Origin of the sequence: Actinocrinis sp. (assembly GCF_035938995.1) — a bacterium.
Lineage (GTDB): Bacteria > Actinomycetota > Actinomycetes > Streptomycetales > Catenulisporaceae > DASZGI01.
The window spans coordinates 1-16,229 of sequence record NZ_DASZGI010000195.1 but is presented as its reverse complement, the minus strand read 5'-3'; the positions used below and the strand labels follow the sequence as shown (position 1 = coordinate 16,229).

At 69.7% G+C, this 16,229-nt stretch carries 13 protein-coding genes; 10 read left to right on the top strand and 3 right to left on the bottom strand.

Annotation, left to right across the window (positions count from 1 at the left end; all coding sequences use genetic code 11):
* Positions 1-314: 314 nt before the first annotated feature.
* The gene (locus tag VGZ32_RS14150; protein ID WP_326886467.1) at positions 315-2,825 is read right to left on the bottom strand and encodes a glycoside hydrolase family 3 C-terminal domain-containing protein; all 2,511 of its coding nucleotides are present in this window, start codon (positions 2,823-2,825) and stop codon (positions 315-317) included.
* Positions 2,826-3,065: 240 nt separating this feature from the next.
* Here VGZ32_RS14150 and VGZ32_RS14145 point away from each other — a divergent pair, with 240 nt between their 5' ends.
* From VGZ32_RS14145 to VGZ32_RS14110, 7 genes are all read left to right on the top strand, one after another.
* Complete coding sequence (locus tag VGZ32_RS14145) at positions 3,066-4,109, top strand: LacI family DNA-binding transcriptional regulator (RefSeq protein WP_326886466.1); 1,044 nt, start codon at positions 3,066-3,068, stop codon at positions 4,107-4,109.
* A 145-nt stretch (positions 4,110-4,254) separates the two neighbouring features.
* Positions 4,255-5,934 (top strand): ABC transporter substrate-binding protein, encoded by a 1,680-nt coding sequence (locus VGZ32_RS14140; protein WP_349263601.1) that lies wholly within the window; start codon positions 4,255-4,257, stop codon positions 5,932-5,934.
* Positions 5,935-6,034: 100 nt separating this feature from the next.
* A complete protein-coding gene (locus tag VGZ32_RS28730; protein ID WP_349263600.1) occupies positions 6,035-7,102 on the top strand; it encodes an ABC transporter ATP-binding protein in 1,068 nt (355 codons plus the stop codon).
* Positions 7,099-8,079, top strand: a complete 981-nt coding sequence (locus tag VGZ32_RS14125) for an ABC transporter permease (RefSeq protein WP_326886464.1) — start codon at positions 7,099-7,101, stop codon at positions 8,077-8,079. The genes VGZ32_RS28730 and VGZ32_RS14125 overlap by 4 nt, the downstream gene beginning before the upstream one ends.
* Before the next feature lie 3 nt (positions 8,080-8,082).
* A complete protein-coding gene (locus VGZ32_RS14120; protein WP_326886463.1) occupies positions 8,083-9,141 on the top strand; it encodes an ABC transporter permease in 1,059 nt (352 codons plus the stop codon).
* Positions 9,141-10,142, top strand: coding sequence for an ABC transporter ATP-binding protein (locus tag VGZ32_RS14115; RefSeq protein WP_349263602.1), 1,002 nt, complete (start codon positions 9,141-9,143; stop codon positions 10,140-10,142). The genes VGZ32_RS14120 and VGZ32_RS14115 overlap by 1 nt, the downstream gene beginning before the upstream one ends.
* An 18-nt stretch (positions 10,143-10,160) precedes the next feature.
* Positions 10,161-11,582 carry a GH1 family beta-glucosidase gene (locus VGZ32_RS14110; RefSeq protein WP_326886461.1) on the top strand — a complete coding sequence of 474 codons (1,422 nt, stop codon included), beginning with the start codon at positions 10,161-10,163 and terminating at the stop codon, positions 11,580-11,582.
* Positions 11,583-11,612: 30 nt separating this feature from the next.
* Here the strand turns inward: VGZ32_RS14110 and VGZ32_RS14105 are convergent, their stop codons facing one another.
* The gene (locus tag VGZ32_RS14105; RefSeq protein WP_326886460.1) at positions 11,613-12,527 is read right to left on the bottom strand and encodes a hypothetical protein; all 915 of its coding nucleotides are present in this window, start codon (positions 12,525-12,527) and stop codon (positions 11,613-11,615) included.
* A gap of 100 nt (positions 12,528-12,627) precedes the next feature.
* On the opposite strand from VGZ32_RS14105, the gene VGZ32_RS14100 reads away from it, so the two are divergent.
* Positions 12,628-13,026: an FMN-binding protein gene (locus tag VGZ32_RS14100; RefSeq protein ID WP_326886459.1), complete on the top strand. Its 399-nt coding sequence runs from the start codon at positions 12,628-12,630 to the stop codon at positions 13,024-13,026.
* On the opposite strand, the gene VGZ32_RS14095 is transcribed toward VGZ32_RS14100, so the two are convergent.
* Positions 13,017-14,378: an MFS transporter gene (locus VGZ32_RS14095; protein WP_326886458.1), complete on the bottom strand. Its 1,362-nt coding sequence runs from the start codon at positions 14,376-14,378 to the stop codon at positions 13,017-13,019. The two genes, VGZ32_RS14100 and VGZ32_RS14095, sit on opposite strands and share 10 nt — an antisense overlap.
* A gap of 216 nt (positions 14,379-14,594) precedes the next feature.
* On the opposite strand from VGZ32_RS14095, the gene VGZ32_RS14090 reads away from it, so the two are divergent.
* Complete coding sequence (locus tag VGZ32_RS14090; RefSeq protein WP_326886457.1) at positions 14,595-15,173, top strand: helix-turn-helix domain-containing protein; 579 nt, start codon at positions 14,595-14,597, stop codon at positions 15,171-15,173.
* Positions 15,174-15,279: 106 nt separating this feature from the next.
* On the top strand, positions 15,280-16,229 hold a 950-nt coding region (locus tag VGZ32_RS14085; protein ID WP_326886456.1), incomplete at its 3' end, for a cytochrome P450.

The window sequence follows — 16,229 nt, the reverse complement described above, 5'->3', positions numbered from 1 at the left end:
CTGTGGCAGCAGCCCGGCGCTGGCTCCCGTGGTTCGGGCGGTCTGTCGACGTACCTGGGCGGTGCCCGGGGGGCGGCGACGACACGGGTTCGGGGAAGGGATGGAACGGAGTTACACCGGGGGAGGGGTGTGGTCACCCTCCCCCGGGGGCTAGGGCGTGTTTAAGAAGGAGCGTCGGATAAGCCCGCGGTGTCTGACGCGTGCGATCGCAAGGCGGCGGAGCTCCCTCATATCGGGAATATGTGGGTGCTTCGCCAACGCAGCGAGCGTGCGTGGCAGGCGTCGCGGGCCCGGCGATCCTTCTTAAACACGCCCTAGGCCGCCGCGGATCTGGGTGCTGTCACAGTCGCGGCTAGAGGAAGGTCGGCTACGGATCGGCCGGCCAGGATGGTGAATTCGCCTGGTTCGGTTTGCCATGCCGCCTGGTCGACGGACCAGTGCTGGAGGGCGCGCGGCTCGATCGCGACGCGGGCGGTGACCATTTCTCCGGGCGCCGCTTGCACTGTTGCGTAGCCGGCGAGCCAGCGGGCTGGGCGGTCAATCACGCTTGCGGGGCGGGAGAGGTACACCTGGACGACTTCGCGGCCGGTTCGGTGCCCGGTGTTTCGGAGCGTGACGTCGACGGTGAGCTGTTGATGATCGTCGTCGCCGCGCTCCGCGTTCTGGGCCGCGGTGTCGACGTCGATCGCTTCGTACTCCCAGGTGGTGTATCCGAGGCCGTGGCCAAACCAGTACATCGGCTCGGGATCGGGCGCGCGGTCGGACTCTGTCCCTGCCCCTGCCCCTGTCCTGAGCCACGCTCGATAGCCGACGTGGACGCCTTCGCTGTAGTCGAGGACTCCGTTGACCGGTGTCGTGTCGAGGATCGGGACATCCTCCTCGGCCGCTCCCCAGGTGGTGGGCAGGCGGCCGCCTGGTTCCCGTTCGCCGAAGAGCACGTCGGCGAGGCCGTCGCCCGCCTCCTGCCCCGGAAACCAGCTCAGCAGCACCGCCCCCACGTCCTCCCGCCACGGCAGGAGGACCGGGCCGCCCGCGTTGACGATCACGATCGTGCGGGGGTTGACCGCCGCGATCGCGGCCACGAGTTCGTCTTGGCGGCCGGGCAGTGCGAGGCTCGTGCGGTCGAAGCCCTCGCTTTCGATCTCTTCCGTCGTGCCCACGACCACGATCGCGGCGTCGCAGGCCTTTGCGAGCTCGACTGCCGCGGCCAGTTCGTCGTCTGCGTCGCGGCGGGGTGGGTCGGCGGTCAGTGCCACGGCGAGGCCGGTGCCGGGCGCCAGGTCTCGTCGGGCGATCAAGTCGAGCGGTACGCCGCCTGTCGCCTTCACCGGCGCCTGGCGGAATGAAGGCGCGACGTGGACGTACGTCGGGTCGTCGGACTCCTTGTGGATTGTCTCGTCGATCAGGAGCCTGTCGTCTACTTGCAGGGTGACTGCGCCGAGGCCGACGATGCCGATCTGCCAGTCGCCGTCGACTCCCGGGTACAGGCGCGCGCTGATCTCGACGGTCGTGGCGTGCGAGATCGACGCCCAGTCGACCGTCGGCTCGAGGACCCGGCCGCTGAGTCGGTGCTCGCTGTGCACCTCCGCGCCTTCCGCGTCCAGGTAGCGCACTCGCACGCCTGGCTCGCCGCTCTTCGGGTCGGTGGTGCCGGCCGGGCTCAGGGGTGTCGGGCGCACGGTGATGTGCGCTCCCGCTGCGTATTCGACCTTTGCGGTGCCGTCCAGTGCCGCGCGGATCCCGTCGAGCGGCGAGACGGACGAGCTGGGGAACACGCTCGCGCTGCCGCCGCCCTGGATCCGGGCGGTCGCGGCGTTCGGGCCGATCACTGCCAGGCGCTTGAGGTCTGCGCGGTCGATGGGGAGCAGACCGCCCTCGTTGCGCAGTAGGACGCTTCCGGCGGCTGCGGCGTGGCGGAGGAGGGGACGGAAGTCGGGTGTGGCAGGGGTGGCTGTGGTGGCGTCTAGAGCGCCGACGCGGGCGGCGAGGCGGAGGATGCGGCTCAGCTTTTCGTCGATGGCTGATTCCGCGATCTCGCCGGACCGGACAGCCTCCAGCAGCGGCCGGCCCCAGTGCTCGTTCGGGCCGGGCATCGCAAGGTCTTGCGCGGATTTGGCCGATGGGAGGGTCGAGCGGACCGCTCCCCAGTCCGACACCAGGACGCCGTCGAAGCCCCATTCGCCCTTGAGCGGCTCCGCCAGCAGCGGGCTCTCCGACATCGACGCGCCGTTCACCGAGTTGTAGGCCGACATCACCACCCAGACCCCGGCCCGCACCGCTGCCTCGAACGGTGCCATGTAGACCTCGCGCAGCGTCCGCTCGTCTACACGCGCGTCGACGGTCAGCCGCTCGGTCTCCGAATCGTTGGCCACGTAGTGCTTCGCCGTCGCGGCGACTCCTCCCGCTTGCACACCCCTGATGTACGCCGCGCCGATGCGGGAGGTGAGCAGCGGGTCCTCGGAGAAGCACTCGAAGTGGCGTCCGCCGACGGGCGAGCGGTGCAGGTTCAGTGTCGGGGCCAGCAGGACGCTGACTCCCTTGCGGCGGGCTTCGGACGCGAGGACCCCGCCGAGCTGTTCGACGAGGTCCTCATCCCAGGTGGCTGCCATCGCCGTCGCGGACGGGAGGGCGAGCGCCGTGTCCCGCTCGTCCCACCGCTCCCCGCGCACGCCTACCGGGCCGTCGGAGGTGACCATCGCCTCGAGGCCGATGGCGGGCTCCGCGGCGACGCGGAAGACCGACTCGCCGGACAGCAGGCGGATCTTCTGCTCCAGACTCAGCCGGGAGATCCGCTCACCGAGGTCCCCGTCCGACGCGCCGCGCATGGCGCCTCCCTCCCTGTGTCCCGTTGGAGAGCGCTCTCCCCGGTTGAAGATTCCCGGTCGGCGGCGCACGCTGTCAAGCCCCGTCCCAGGCCGTACACCGTTACCTTGCCGTGCTCTTCGGACTATTGACGCGCCCGCGGCGACCCGGTTCACTACTCCGCACGGAACCGGTTCCGGAATCGGTTCCGTGCGTACCGGTGCAACGACGGACCCGCGACGCGTAAGGAGGGATCCAGCCCAATGCCGATCACCATGGCAGATGTCGCGGCCAGGGCCGGGGTCAGCAAGACCACGGTCTCCCGCGTGCTGAACGGCAAGGGCGAGCTTGATCCGGCCACCGCCGAGCGGGTTCGCCGGGTGATCGACGAGCTGGGATACGTGCCGAGCGCCGGGGCGGTCAGCCTCGCCCGCGGGCGCACGAAGGTCCTCGGAATGCTCGTCCCCTCCCTCACCTGGCCGTGGATGGGCGAGGTGATCCAGGGCGTGATCGACGCCGTGGAGGAGAAGGGCTACGGGCTGCTGCTGTTCAGCTGCAGCCGCGGCGAGGACTCCATCCGCCGATTCGCGTCTCAGGCCTCGGCGAAGTCCTTCGACGGCCTGCTGTTGATCGAGCCCGAGGGCACGCTGGAGTTCATCGCGGGGCTCTACCGCGGCGGGCTGCCGGTGATGCTCATCGACGACCGGGCCAAGCAGCCGGAGGACTTCCCGTCGGTCTCCACCACCAACAGGGAGGGCGCGCAGGCGGCCGCCCGGCACCTGTTGCGTCTAGGCCGCAACCGGCCGATCGTGGTCAGCGGCCCGGAGAACCTCGGCTGCACGCAGGAACGGCTGGCCGGATTCGCCGAGGTCTACGCCGAGGCCGGCCGCCCGCTCGAACCCTGGTGCGTCGTCGACGGCGACTTCACCTTCGACGGCGGCCGCCAGGAGGTCGCCCGGCTGCTCAAGGCCGGCCGGATGCTCCGGGCCGGGCTGAGCTTCGACGCGGTCTTCGCGCACAACGACCTGTCCGCCGCCGGGGCGATCCAGGCCCTGCGCGACGCCGGGCTCTGCGTGCCGAAGGACGTGGCGGTCGTCGGGTTCGACGATGTACCTCAGGCATCGAATACGGACCCGCCGCTGACCACGGTGCACCAGCCGCTGCGGGAGATGGGCGAGACCGCGGCCCGCACGCTCATGGGCCATTTCGAGGGCCACCCCCTGCCCGAATCGCCCGTCGTCCTGCCGACCACCCTGGTCGTGCGGGGCTCGACCGCCGGACCGGACGGAATAAAAGCACAGCAATGATCCAGGAGTGGCCGGGAGCACGGCGACGCCCCCGACCCGCCCAGTCACACCCACTCGCGGCGGTGGCACGCGGCGAGTGGCGCAAGTCTCCATCCACGTGGCGAGCCGCATCTTCAAGTGACTGCCAAATCCGAAATGAGGATTCATGCGTGTGAACCGCTCAATCACCGCCGTAGTGGCGGGCAGCCTGGCGGTCGCCGCCCTGTCCGCCTGTAGCAACAGCACAGCGAAGACGGGCAGCCCGAGCGGCGGCTCCTCCGGCGTGCTGAACGTGAGCATGCCCGACGGCGCCTCCATGAAGGACAACAACAACCCTTACCTGGCCACTTCGGCCGCGTCGAACTACGGCTACCGCTACATGATCTACGAACCGCTGGCGATGGTGAACCTCGTTCAGCCCACGTCGAAGCCCACGCCGTGGCTGGCGACCGCGTGGACCTGGTCGCCGGACTACAAGTCGGTCACCTTCACCGTCCGCAGCGGTGTGACGTTCTCCGACGGCACCCCGATGACCGCCAACGACGTCGCCTACTCGTTCAGCATCCTCAAGCAGTACGCGGCGCTCAACACCAACGCCCTGCCGATCACCGACGCGACCGTCAGCGGCAACCAGGTGACCGTGACGTTCAGCCAATCGCAGTACGTGACCCAGGCCAAGGTGCTGTCCACCTTCGTGGTCCCCCAGCACATCTGGTCCAAGCTCGCCGACCCGACCACCGACACCATCGCCAACCCGGTCGGCACCGGCCCGTACGTCCTGAAGACCTTCACGCCGCAGACCGTCACCCTGGATGTCCGCAGCAGCGGCTACTGGCAGACCCCGCCCAAGGTCGCACAGTTGCGCTACAGCACTTACAGCGGCAACGACACCGAGACCACGGCACTGATCACCGGTGCGACCGAGTGGAGCTACGTCTTCATCCCGGACGCGAAGACCGTCTTCGCCGGCCGCGACCCGCACTACAAGCTGTGGTTCCCGCCCTCGCTGAGCGCCGACGGCCTCTGGTTCAACACCACGGTCAAGCCGTGGGACAACCAGTACCTGCGCCAGGCGGCCGGCATGGTGATCAACCGCGCCGACATCTTCAACGAGGGTGAGTCGGGCTACTTCAAGCCGGAGATCGACAACATCACCGGGCTGCCCTCGCCGGCCGGCGACTCGTTCATCGTCTCGCAGTACAAGGGCGTCAACGGCCAGCAGACCCCGGACGCCGCCAAGTCGCTGCTCACCTCGCACGGCTTCACCTACAGCGGCACGACCCTGATGGACCCGAGCGGCAAGCCGGTGACCCTGACCGTGACCGACCCGGCCGGCTGGAGCGACTACCAGACCGACCTGTCGATCATCCACGACAACCTGGCGACCATCGGCATCAACGTCACCATCATCAAGGCCGACGCCAACGCCTGGTTCACCGCGATCGCCAACGGCAGCTTCCAGGCCGCGATGCACTGGAGCAACGGCGGGGCGACCCCGTACGACATGTACGAGAACATCATGGACGGCGCCGCGCTCGTCCCGATCGGCCAGGCCGCCAACTCGGGCAACTACGGGCGCTTCAACAGCCCCGACGCGACCGCCGCGCTCCAGCAGTACGCCAACGCGACCGACGACGCCACCCGCACGGCCGCGCTGAACACCCTGGAGCAGATCATGGTCAGCCAGGCGCCCATGATCCCGACCTCGGCGGGCAACTACGGCGCCGAGTACTCCACCAAGCACTGGGCGGGTTGGCCGGACGACTCCAACCCGTACGCGCCGATCCAGCCGACGATAACCCAGGCTCTGGACGTGGTCATGCACCTGAGCCCGGCCACGTCCTGACCGGCTCCCGCTCCGGTGGCGCGCCTCCGCCGGGCGCGCCACCGGAGCGGGGCACGCGGCAGGCCCGCGCCGCCGCCATGATCGAGGAGAGAAGAAGCCCATGACGCTGAGCGAGACGCAGCCCGCGACCGGGACAGCCGGCGACGTCGTCCTCGAAGCCAGGGACCTGACGAAACACTTCCCGGTGCGCCGCCACCTGCGCGCGGCGTTCTCCGGCCCGCGACTCGCCGTGCACGCGGTCGACGACGTGACCCTGACGCTGCGCCGCGGCAGGGTCACCGCCCTGGTCGGCGAGTCCGGCTCGGGCAAGTCCACCGTCGCGCGGCTACTCGCCCAGCTCTACCCGCGCACCGGCGGCGACATCCTGCTGCACGGCGGCTCCACGACGGTGCGCCGGGGCCGCCGCTTCCGGGCGTACAGCGGACAGGTCCAGATGATCTTCCAGGACCCGTTCGCCTCGCTGAACCCGGTGCACACGGTGCGCTACCACCTGACGAGGGCGCTGAAGATCCACCAACGCGCCGGGCGCAGCTCGGCCGAGCTCGAGGAGGCGCTTCGCGACCTGCTGCGGCGGGTGCAGCTGACCCCGCCGGAGCGGTACGTGGACAAGTTCCCGCACGAGCTGTCCGGCGGCCAGCGCCAGCGCGTCGCGATCGCCCGGGCGCTGGCCGCCGACCCCGAGGCGCTGCTGGCCGACGAACCGGTGTCCATGCTCGACGTCTCCATCCGGCTCGGCGTGCTCAACCTGCTGCGGGATCTCAAGGAACGGATGCACCTGGCGATCCTCTACATCACCCACGACATCGCCTCGGCCCGCTACTTCGCCGACGACACCCAGGTGATGTACGCCGGGCGGATCGTCGAGGGCGGCGACAGCGAGAGCGTCACGCAGAACCCGGCGCACCCGTACACGCGCCTGCTGATCGCGTCGGCGCCGGATCCCGACCGGATCGAGGGCGGCGAGGGCGGCGATCCCGACCGGGCGGGCGAGGACGCGGGCGAGCCGGCGAACCTGATCCATCCGCCGTCCGGATGCCGGTTCCATCCGCGCTGTCCGCACGCGATGGACATCTGCCGGGCCGAGCTGCCGCCGCGGTTCGACGTCTCCCCGCCCGGCCACTGGGCCGCCTGCTGGCTCTACGGCACCGAGGAAGGCGTCCGGGCATGAGGTACTTCGCGCAGCGTCTGGCCTTCTACATCTTCACCGCGTGGGCCGCGATCACCATCAACTTCTTCGTCCCGCGGCTCACCCCGGGCGACCCCGTCCAAGCCCTGATGGCCAGCTATCAGGGCCAGATGAGCACCGACGCGATCCACTCGCTGACCGTCCTGTTCGGCCTGGACAAGCACCAGAGCCTGTTCCAGCAGTACATCTCCTATTTCGGCCAGCTCTCCCGCGGCGACCTCGGGATCTCGTTCCACTCCTTCCCGACCCCGGTCTCGACCGTGATCGCACAGGCTCTGCCCTGGACGATCTTCCTGGTCGGAATCGCCACGGTGATCAGCTTCGGCCTCGGCACGCTGCTCGGCGTCATCGTCGGCTGGAAGCGCGGCTCCTGGGCCGACGCGCTGATGCCGGTGGCCACCTTCCTCGCCTCCATCCCGTACTTCTGGCTGGCCCTGCTCGCGATCGCCGCCTTCACCGGGGTCAACAGCTGGCTGCCGGCGTCGCAGAGCTATGACAGCGGGCTGGTGCCGGCCTGGGACCCGGCCTTCATCGGCAACGCGTTCAAACACGTCATCCTGCCGGCCGGGACGATCGTGGTCACGTCGGTGGCCGGCTGGCTGATGAGCATGCGAAACATGATGGTGACAGTCAGCGGCGAGGATTACGTCACCGTGGCCCACGCCAAGGGGCTGACCGAGCGCCGGGTGATGTTCTCCTACGCCGCGCGCAACGCGCTGCTGCCCAGCGTGTCGGGCTTCGGCATGGCCCTCGGACTCGTGGTCGGCGGCACCTTCCTGGTCGAGTACGTGTTCTCCTACCAGGGCATCGGCCTGCAGCTGGTCACCGCGATCGGCCAGAAGGACTACCCGCTGATGCAGGGCGTCTTCCTGGTCATCACCCTCTCCGTGCTCGCCGCGAACTTCCTGGCCGACCTGGCCTACATGGCACTCGACCCCCGTACCCGCAGGGAGGGCTGACCGGTGGCCGTCATAGCTCCCGTGGACGTCGCGCCGCAGGAACCCTCCGCGACCGCGCCGCCCCCGTCCGCCCGGCTGCGGCTGCGCTTGCTGAGCAACCGCAAGGTCGCCGTCGGGCTCGGCTTGCTGTCCGTCTTCATCCTGATGGCGATCATCGGACCCTGGGTCGCCCCGTACGACCCGTCCGCGCGCAGCAACGACATCCTGCAGGCCCCGTCCGCGAAGCACTGGTTCGGCACCACGCACATCGGCCAGGACATCTTCAGCCAGGTGCTGGAGGGCTCGCGCAGCGTCATCCTGGTCGGCTTCGGGGCGGGCCTGGTCGCCACGATCGTCGCGGTGCTCCTCGGCGTCACCGCGGGGTACCTGAGCGGGGCGAGCGGCGAGGCGGTCTCCGCCGTGTCGAACGTGTTCCTGGTGCTGCCCGCGCTGCCGCTGATCATCATCATCACCACGGCCATCCCGAACGGCGGGGACTTGGTCGTCGCGCTGGTGATCGGGCTGACCTCGTGGGCCTGGGGAGCCAGAATCCTGCGAGCGCAGACCCTTTCGCTGCGAAGACGGGACTTCGTGGAGGCGGCGCGCGCCACCGGCGAGTCTACCTGGCGGATCATCCTGTTCGAGATCCTGCCCAACCTGACCGCGATCATCGCCTCCTCGTTCGTCGGCACCGTGATCTACGCGGTGATGACGGAGGTGGCGCTGGCGTTCATCGGCGTCCAGGGGCTCAACGCGTGGAACTGGGGCTCGATCCTGTTCTGGGCGCAGAGCGAGGAGGCGCTGGCGATCGGCGCCTGGTGGTGGTTCGTCCCGGCCGGCGTCGCGATCGCGCTGCTCGGCACCGCCCTCTCGCTGCTCAACTTCGGCATCGACGAGATCGTGAACCCGCGGTTGCGCAGCAGCGGCACCTCCAAGGTGCGCGACATCACCGGCCGCATGGTCCGCATGCGGGTCGGATTCACCCCGGTCCTGGCGCGTGACGGCGCGGCCCCCGCCCCGCTCAAGGTCGCCACCGAGGTCGCCGCGAACCCGCTGCCGCGAAAGAAGGACGGTGCCCGGTGATTGACGCCCCCGTGCTGGAGATCGAAGGGCTCTGCGTCGATTACGGCCTCGGTGCCGACGCCGTGCGCGCCGTGCAGGACGTGAACCTCAGCCTGCACCGCGGCGAGGTGCTGGGCCTGGCCGGGGAGAGTGGCAGCGGCAAGTCGACGCTCGCCTACGGTCTCACCCGGCTGCTGGCCCCGCCGGGCGTGGTCAGCGGCGGATCAGTGCTCTACCGCCCGCCCGGCGGGGACCCGGTGGACGTGCTCGCCCTCAGCCCGGAAGGGCTGCGCGAGTTCCGCTGGGCCGAGACCTCGATCGTGTTCCAGGCGGCGATGAACTCGCTGAACCCGGTGCACAAAGTCTCCACACAGCTGCTCGACGTGCTGAAGACCCACCGCCCGCACAGCACCCACCACGAGCGGCTCGAGCGCGCCCGGGAACTGCTCACCCTGGTCGGCATTCCCACCGACCGGCTCGACAGCTACCCGCACCAGCTGTCCGGCGGCATGCGCCAGCGGGTGATGATCGGCATGGCGCTGGCCCTGGAGCCGCGCGTCGTCATCATGGACGAGCCGACCACCGCGCTCGACGTGGTCATGCAGCGGCAGATCCTCAGTGTGCTGACGCGGCTGCGGGAGCGGCTGGACTTCTCCGTCATCTTCATCACCCACGACCTGTCGCTGCTGGTCGAGTTCGCGGACCGGATCGCCATCATGTACGGCGGCCGGATCGTCGAGGAGGCGCCCGCCGCCGCGATTTACCGCGATCCGCTGCACCCTTACAGCGACGGACTGCTGCACTCGTTCCCCGCGCTGCGCGGACCGCGCCGCGACCTGGCCGGTATCCCCGGCTCGCCGCCGGACCCGCGCGCGCTGCCTTCGGGCTGTTCATTCCATCCCCGCTGCCCCAAAGCCTTCGACCAGTGTTCCAGGGATGTCCCGGTCCTCGGCGCGCCACCGGGCGACGACCCTGAGCCGCGCACCGTGGCCTGCTGGCTGTACCCGGTGGAAGCAAAGTAAGTTCAAAACAGGAGAATCATGGACATCACCGCCGCCAAAGCGGCAGGCGCCCGCATCTCGACCCGTCACGACGACGTGATCGACCGGCTGCCCTCATCCTTCCGCTGGGGGACCGCAACCTCGGCGTATCAGATCGAGGGCGCCGTCGACGAGGACGGACGTACGCCGTCGATCTGGGACACCTTCTGCCGTGTCCCCGGGGCGATCGCCAACGGGGACACCGGAGACCTGGCCTGCGACCACTACCACCGGATGCCTGAGGACGTCGCGCTGATCCGCGAGCTGGGCATCGACACCTACCGCTACTCGGTGTCCTGGCCCCGAGTGCAGCCGGGCGGCAGCGGCCCGGCCAACGCGGCCGGGCTGGCTTTCTACGACCGGCTGACCGACGAACTGCTGTCGCAGGACATCGAGCCCTGGGTCACCCTGTACCACTGGGATCTGCCGCAGGAACTGGAGGACGCGGGCGGCTGGCCGAACCGCGACACCGCCTACCGCTTCGCCGACTACGCGGAGCTGGTGTACGCCCGGCTCGGCGACCGCGTCCAGCACTGGACCACGCTCAACGAGCCGTGGTGCACGGCGATGCTCGGCTACGTGCAGGGGGTGCAGGCGCCCGGCCGCCGCGACTTCGAGGCCGGCATCCACGCGGTGCACCACCTGCTGCTCGGTCACGGACTCGCGGTGGAACGGCTGCGTGCGGCCGCGACGCGCCCGGTCGACCTGGCCATCACGCTGAACCTGAGCACCGCCAAGCCGGCCACCGACTCCGAGGCCGACCGCGAGGCCGCGCGTCGGGCCGACGGACTCGGCACCCGGATCTACCTCGACCCGCTGCGGCGCGCCAGCTACCCGCAGGACGTCGTCGCGGACCTGGCAGCACGCGGCATCGAGATCCCGGTGCACGACGGCGACCTGGCGACCATCTCAGCCCCCATCGACACCCTCGGCGTCAACTACTACTTCAGCATGAGGCAGTCCGGGGTGGACGAGCACGGCCGGACCGCCGACTCCGACGGGCTCCCGGTGGACCGCGCGGTGCTGTACGGCCTGCCGCTGACCGCGATCGGCTGGGAGATCATGCCGGACGACTTCGCCGACATGCTGACCCGGATCGGCCGCGACTACCCCGGGGTGCCGATCGTGGTGACCGAGAACGGGGCGGCGTTCGCGGACAAGCCGGACGAGACCGGCTTCGTCCGGGACGACGACCGGGTCGAGTACCTGGCCTCGCACATCGCGGCCATCGTCGCGGCCCGGGAGGCCGGCACGGACGTGCGCGGGTACTTCGTCTGGTCGCTGCTGGACAACTTCGAGTGGGCCTACGGCTACGACAAGCGGTTCGGCATCGTCCGCGTCGACTACCCCACCCAGCAGCGGACCCCGAAGCAGAGCGCTTACTGGTACCGCGACACGATTCAAAGGGTGCGCGGGCAGTAACACGGCTCTGCACCGCTGCACCTCCGCAGCTCAGTATGCCCGTCGGTAGAGAAGCGGCCCCCCTTCGCCGGGGGCCGCTCCCTCTCCCGGCACGAACAGGCTTATCATCAATGCCCTGCGTCCTTGCGGATCCGTCAGCGGCGTCACGTGCGGATTGGCGAAGGCCGTGCTTCCGCCGTCGGTCCGCACACGTGCTTGCTCGGCCGTCCCGGAGGCCGCATCCCACACGAAGGGGCGCCACGAGCCGAAGTCGCCCTCGACGAACTGGCCCTCGACGACGCGGAACGAGTGTCCGAGGAACTCCACCGGATCGCGCCCCCCGATGTTCCCGTCGACGCCGTGGCCCAGCAGGGGCTCGTCCAGGTCCGGGCGCGCGGTGGCCGTCCAGCGCCGGAAGCCGGTCAGCGTCGCGTGCATCTGCCGGTCGCGATCGCACTTCCACCAGTAGTGCGCCCCGATCTCGATGACTGAGTGGTCCAGGTCCGGCTCCAGATTCACCGCGTGGATGGACGGCGTCCCCTCCGCGCACCGCGACAGGCTGCGCCGGGCGTCGAAGGATCGGACAGGGCGCCCGGCGAGCAGTGCTTCGCGGTCGGGGTAGTACCGCACGGCGATGTGGTTGCGCGGCTCCTGCTCCCAGGCGACCAGGTAACCGGCGTCGGGGACGGCATAGATCGTCGGCTGGGAGGCGCTTCGCCCCAGGTCTTGGGCAAAGGCCCATTCGCTCAGGTCAGGAGATACGGCCAGCCCGACGTGGAAGCGGCCGTCGTCGTGGAACCAGTGATACACGGCCAGATAGTCGCCGGCCGCGTCCTGGATCACCTTCGCGCAGTCCATGCTGTGGCCCGCGTCGTCGGCCGCACCGTACCGGACGTCGTCGGCGCCGATGACGTCTTCGATCAGCTCGCGCAGCCGCCCCCGGGCCGCGTCCGGATCGACGGCCATGATCACTTTCTTCCCCGTCCGGCCCGCGTCGAACCGGAGCGGTGCCCCCGCCGTGTACGCGAGTGGTCTGAGGCCACCGTCCGGAAGCGAGGATCCACCCGTGCGTCGTGTTTCAGCCGTTCTGATCGCCAGCGCCCTCGGGACGTTCGCCCTGCTGATCACCAAGGCCGGGGCGAGGCCGGCCGTCGCGAGTGTGGCGAACGTCGTGCGCAGCGGCGACAGGGTGACCTCGACCGGCCCGAAGATCGTGCTGACGCACGGCATCGTCCAGGTCCGCGTCACGATCACCGACGGGAAGATCACAGACGTCGCCGCGCTCTCGCTGCCCCACGACAACCCGCATTCGTGGGACGACTCGAGCGCGGCGGCGGTCAAGTTGCGGTCAGAGGTGCTGGCGAAGCAGAGCGCCAATATCGACGTGGTGTCTGGTGCGACCTTCACGTCGCGCGGCTATGCCCACTCCCTGCAGGCCGCCCTGGACGCCGTCGGTCACAGCTGACGGCGGCGCAGGGCAGCGGTGCCGAGCACGACGGCCAGGGCCAGAGCGAGGAAGACCGAGGAGCCGGTGAGGGATTCGGCGACCGCGTGGGCGAAGGCATTCGTCGGCTGAGTCTTGTCCGCGTGACGGCTGGCCGTGCCGAAGACCGTGATCAGCACCGCGATCCCGAGTGAGCCGCCGACCTGGTGGAAGGCGTTGACCAACCCGGAGGCCGCGCCGCTGTCCTCCTGCGCGACGCCCGCGATGCCTTGCGACGTCAATGGGATGAACGCGATTCCCATGCCCAGCCCGAGCAGGAGCATGGGCACGGCCAGCTGCGGGAAGTACTGGGTGCCGGCCGAAATGCGGCTCGTCCACACCATGCCGGCAAGCGCGAGCACGAGGCCACTGATCAGGAGCCGGGTGTCGCCGAACCGGTGGGCGAGCCGCGGCACGATCCGCGTGGTCGAGAACAGCACCACGGTCATCGGTAGGAACGCGAACCCCGCCTTCAGCGCGCTGTAGTCGCGCACCTCTTGGAGGTACTGGGTCTGGAAGAAGAAGTAGGAGAACATCCCGCCGACGGCGAGCATCCGGGCGATGTAGGCGCCCGAGCGTTCGAGGCTGGCGAACAGGCGCAGCGGCATGATCGGCTGCGGGACCCGCAGTTCCACCAGGACGAATATGCCGAGCAGGACGGCCGCCGCTGCGAACGACGCGACGGTGATCCGGTCGCTCCAGCCGGACGAGCCGGCCCGTACGAACCCGTAGACGAGGGCCGTCATGCCGGCGGTCGAGGTGAGCGCGCCGGCCATGTCGAAGCGGCCCGGCTTGCGCTCGGTCTCGGGCAGGTAGCGCGGGGCCAACAGGACCAGGGCGATGCCGATCGGCACGTTGATGAACAGGCCCCAGCGCCACGAGGCCAGACTGGTGAGCAGGCCGCCGACCACGAGCCCGACGCTGCCACCCGCCCCGGAGGCCGCGGCGTAGAGGGAGATCGCGCGCATCCGTTCCCGCGCCTCGCGGAAGCTCATCATCAGCAGCGCGAGAGTGGACGGCGCTGCGACGGCGGCGGCCACGCCCTGGACCGCGCGGGCGGTCAGAAGCAGCGCACCGGACGGGGCGAGCCCGCCGAGCAGCGACGCGACGGTGAAGACGGCGATCCCGGCCATGTACACGCGGCGGCGCCCGAGGATGTCGCCGACGCGTGCGCCGAACAGCAGTAGGCCGCCGAAGGCCAGCGTGTAGGCGTTCTGGACCCAGGACAGGCTGGTGGGGGAGAAGTCGAAGGTGTCGCGGATCCTGGGCAGCGCGGTGATGACGACCGAAGCGTCCAGCACGATCATCAGCTGGCTGGTCAGGATGATGGCCATGACCAGCGGGGACGGGGAGGTCCGGGACGGCTCCCGGGCTGTGGATCTTGCCGTGGTTCTTACCGCGGAGCGGGCTGCGGAGCTGCGGGCGAGCAGAGAAGATGGCATGAGAACGCGAGCCTTTCATCGGGAGCTCGACGAGTGCTAAAGTGGAGGCGCCCTCCAGAACTATATGGAGGATGCCTCCGGTTGGCAAGCGGATGGGAGAAAAGGGCGATGGACAGCACCGGGACGGTCACCGGGGTCCCCGCGCGCCGTCCGATGCGCGCAGACGCCCGGCGCAACTACGAGAAGCTGCTCACCGTGGCGCGGGAAGCGTTCGCCGAGGACAACTCGGTCACGCTGGAAGAGATCGCGCGGCGCGCGCAGGTCGGCATCGGGACGCTCTACCGGCACTTCCCGACCCGCCCGGATCTGCTCGAGAGCGTCTATGTCGTCGAGGTCGAAGACCTGTGCCGCGAGGCCGAGGAGCTGGGCGATCTGCCGCCGTGGGACGCTCTGGTCTCCTGGCTGCACCGGTACACGCAGTACATCGGGACCAAGCGGGCACTGGCGGAGCAGTTGAACGCGTCGCTGGGTAAGAACTCGGATGTCTTCCGCAGCTGCCGCGAGCTGGTCTTCGACAAGGGCGGTCCGCTGCTGACGCGGGCGCAGGAAGCCGGGGTGGCCCGGGCCGACGCGACGTTCGACGACGTGCTGCGCCTCGTCGGCGGGATCACGATGATGAGTTTCTCCGAGGAGGGCCAGATGATGCGGGTGCTCGACATGGCCCTGGACGGTCTTCGCGCGCGCTGACGAAGAGACCCTCGGCAAAAAGATCCCTTCGCACCGGTGCGCGGAGGTCCCACCTCCGCTAAAGTCGATAAGAAGTCTGATACTCCGTACGAGGGACTTCTCGATCATGACCGAAGTGGATGCAGGCCCCCAGACTTTCCCGTTCGCCGACGACGCAGAGCCCGACCTGCTCGCCCGCTACGCCGACCGCCGCGCCACCTGCCCGCTGGGCCACGTGCGCATCGCCAGCGGCCACGACGCGGTGCTGGTGGTCACCTACCAGGACGCGCTCGCCGCGATGGGCGATCCCCGTCTGTCGCACGACCTGACCGCGCCGGGCTCGCCCCGGATCGCCGCGGGGCCGAGCTTTCTGGACACCCGGGAGAGCCTGCTGAACCGGGACGGCGAGGAGCATCTGCGGGTCCGCCGCATCGTCGCCTCGGCGTTCACGCCGCGCCGGATCGAGCGGTGGAAGCCGGTGATCGAGGCGGTGGCGACCGAGCTGCTCGACGAGCTGGAGAAGGCCGGACCGCCCACCGACCTCGTCGCAGGCTACTGCTACCTGCTGCCGGTGCGGATCATCTGCCGGCTGCTGGGCGTGCCGGAGGAGGATTCCGGGCGCTTCCGGGAGTGGTCGAACGCGTTCCTGCAGGGGGCGAAGATGACCCCGGAGCGGCGCATGCAGCTGGTCGGGGAGTTCATCGCGTACAGCACCGCCTTGATCGCGCGGCGGCGCGCCGAACCCGGAAACGACCTGATCGACGAGCTGATCGCGGCCCGCGACGGTTCGGACCGGCTCACCGAGCGGGAGCTGGTGAACCTCAGCACCGGGCTCATCGCGGCCGGGAACGAGACCACGTCCAACGCCCTCGGCCGCTCGGTGCTCGCGCTGCTGAGCGACGGACGGCGACTGTGGGAGCAGCTCGTCGGAAAGCCGGACCTGATCCCGGCGGCGGTCGACGAGCTGCTGCGGGCGACGTCGGTCGGTGCCGGTCTGCTCAGGCAGGCCATCGAGGACGTGGAGCTGCCGTCGGGGACGGTGAAGGCGGGCGAGGCCGTGGTGATCTCGGTGTGCTC